Origin of the sequence: Janthinobacterium sp. AD80 (assembly GCF_002878455.1) — a bacterium.
GTDB lineage: Bacteria > Pseudomonadota > Gammaproteobacteria > Burkholderiales > Burkholderiaceae_D > Janthinobacterium.
Genome location: NZ_NRDQ01000287.1, coordinates 1 through 2,849, shown reverse-complemented (window position 1 = coordinate 2,849; position 2,849 = coordinate 1). Strand labels below are relative to the sequence as shown.

Sequence of the window (2,849 nt, the reverse complement as noted above, 5' to 3'; positions counted from 1 at the left end):
ACGCCGCCGCCAGCGCCGCATCGCCGCCCGTGGCGGCAACGCTGCCGTCGCTGCCCAGGGTCAGGTACAGGGTGCCGGCCGGCGTGACGGCGGCCCATTGCAGCGGTGTCTTGCCGTGGTTCTGTTTGGCTACCAGCGCGACCTTAGGCGCCTGTTCGCCCAGCAGGCTGCGCCCGATGGCGGACAGGCGGTGTTCAAGGCCCAGCATGTGGAAGACGGTGGGGAAGATGTCGGCGTGCGACGACAGCAGCGCCGATTCGCCCGTGGCGACGGCCAGGGCGGCGGGCGCGCAGATGGCCAGCGGGGTGCGGATCTGCGGCGCGTCCAGCGTCGAGGCGTGGCCCAGGCGGCCTGTCTCGAACATCTCCTCGCCATGGTCGCCCGTGATGACGACGATGGTCGAGGACAGGTCGATCTGCTGCAGCAGGGCCTTGAGCCAGGCATCGAGTTCGCCCAGGGTGTTGCGGTAGCGGTTGATGACGGCGCCCCGGTTCAGCGCCAGGTTGGCGCTCTGGAAATTGAAGCTGGGCGGCGTTTCCGGCTGGTGCGCGCTGAAATTGGGCGCGTGCAGGTAGGGATAATGCGTGCCGTAGTAGTGCGCGTGGATGAAGGCGGGCGCCGGATGGCGCAGGCGCGCGGCGATGGTGTGGATGTTTTCCCAGTCAGACTGGTTGACGACTTCGGCCTGGTTGAAGCTGGCCAGGTAGCGCGGGATCGTGTTTTGCTGCGTCAGGTCGCTGACCACGCGGCCCGTGCGGTAGCCCAGTTTGCCCAGCGCCGCGATGTAGGGCGACTGGCGCACCACGGCCGCGTGCTGGCGGTAGCCGGCAAAGAAGATGGTCGGATCGCCGTACAGCAGGCTGAGTATGCCCAGTTCCGTCTGATTCGCGCCCGAATAATGGTTGCCGCCGATATGGCAGCGCTGCGCCAGCGAGGCAAAATACGGCATCGCGTGGCGGTCGGCCAGGCTGACGTTCCAGCTTTCGATGGTGAGAAACAGGATGTCGGGCCGCCTGGCGGGTGCCGTGCGCAGGGCCAGGCTGGCCGGCACGGCTAGCGGCTGCGGCGTCCTGGCCTGGCCGCGCGCGGCCTGCAGGCGGGCGTTGAACTCGACCCAGGCGCTGGGCAGGCGCGCCTTGCGCAGCCAGCGGTCGGCCGCCGAAATGTAATACGGATTGGCGCTGGCGGCGACGTCCCACACGGTGCGCGCATACTCGCCGCCGCGGCGCAGCATGGTGTAGGCCTGGCCCGCGAGCACCAGGAGCAGCAGCAGGACAAACGCGTGGCGCCAGGCGCAGGCCCGCCGCAGCCAGCCCAGCGCCGGGTGTGCGCCCGCATGGCGGCGCAGCTGGCGGTGCGCATAATAAATGAGGCATACGGCGGCGATGTGCGCGCAGGCGACCCGGCCAAAACGCCAGATGTCGTGCGGCTGGATGCCGAAATGGTGCTGCCAGCTTTGCGTCAGGAATAGCTGCAGGTCGCCCAGGGTGACGTGTGATTTCGACATCGCATACCAGCCGATATCGGCTTCCAGCGCGATCAGCGAGAGGGCCGCGTAGACGGCGATGAGCACGTCGCCCCGGCGCGCATGCAGGGCGCCGAGCAGCAGGCCCGCGAGGGCGAACAGCAGGGCGCTGCACAGGGTGCAGGCGACCATCAGCAACAGGTCGGGCAGCGCCGGCTGGGCGATGCCGAACGGACCGTGCGACTGGAATAGGGGCCAGTACAGCCAGCGCAAGACCAGGTTGCAGGCCAGCCAGGCGGTCAGTCCCAGCACCAGGAACTGGTTGGAACGGATGCGGTGGCGATGCATGGCGGCTACCTCCTGCTGACAATGCTGCGTTGAGGGGATCTATGCCACCCGGCTCACCACATAGCGGTATTTGCCCGATGCCTCGGCCGCGATCTCGTCGACTTCCTCGATGGAGATATCGACCTGCGCGCCCAGCCTGGCCTGGAAGCCGCTCACGATGGCGGCGCGCGTGGCCGCGTCGAGGCGCGGCAGGCAGACCAGCAGCACGCGCGTGCGCAGCAGGCTTTCCTGGATGATCTTGAAGCCGCGCACCTGCGGCAGTTCGCGCACGATGTAGACGAGGGCCAGGCCGTGCATGACGGTGCCGTCCACCGCCGTGAGGAAGTCCGTGCTGCGCCCCTCGATGTGCTGCAGCAGCGGCAGGCCGCGCCCGCAGGCGCAGGGCGCGGTGCCCAGCGCGCCCACGTCGCCCGTGGCGTAGCGGATGAACGGGTAGTCCTGCGTGGCCAGGTGGGTGACGACGATCTGCCCCGTGCGGCCTGCGGGCAGCGGTTGTCCCCCGGCGTCGACGATTTCCACGATGATGTCCTCGGCCGTGATGTGCATGCCGCCGTCCGGGCATTCGTGGGCGATGAAGCCCGCGTCGCGCCCGCCATAGCCATTCGCCACCGGGCAGGAAAAGGCGGCGGCGATCTGCGCGCGCTGTTCCTCGTACAGCCGTTCGGCCGTGACGAACGCCACTTTCACGCCCAGGCCGTCGAGCGGCACGTCGTGCTCCTGCGCATGGCTGGCGATGCGGCACAGGGCCGACGGGTAGCCGAACAGCATGCGCGGGCGCAGGCGGCGCAGCTGCTCCACGTAGTGCGCCAGGCGCGCGGGCGACATGGCAAAGGCGGGCAGCAAGGTGGTGCGCAGCAGCGCGTCGCGTACGCGGCGCAGCCGGTCTTGCGCGCGCAGCTCGATGGGCGAGCCCCACAGCACGGCTTCGCGGTCGCCGATATCCACGCCCCACCAGCGCGTGGCGCGCCACTTGGCGGCGATGTCGTGGCTGATGCGCCGCCGCCCGAGGAAGAACTGCAGCGGCTCGCCGCCTGGA

At 69.4% G+C, this 2,849-nt stretch carries 2 protein-coding genes; both read right to left on the bottom strand.

The window, feature by feature from the left end:
- Positions 1-1,813: sulfatase-like hydrolase/transferase (locus JaAD80_RS28735; RefSeq protein WP_146012601.1), on the bottom strand; the 1,813-nt coding region annotated here is incomplete at its 3' end.
- A 39-nt stretch (positions 1,814-1,852) separates the two neighbouring features.
- Positions 1,853-2,849: phenylacetate--CoA ligase family protein (locus tag JaAD80_RS28730; RefSeq protein WP_146012600.1), on the bottom strand; the 997-nt coding region annotated here is incomplete at its 5' end.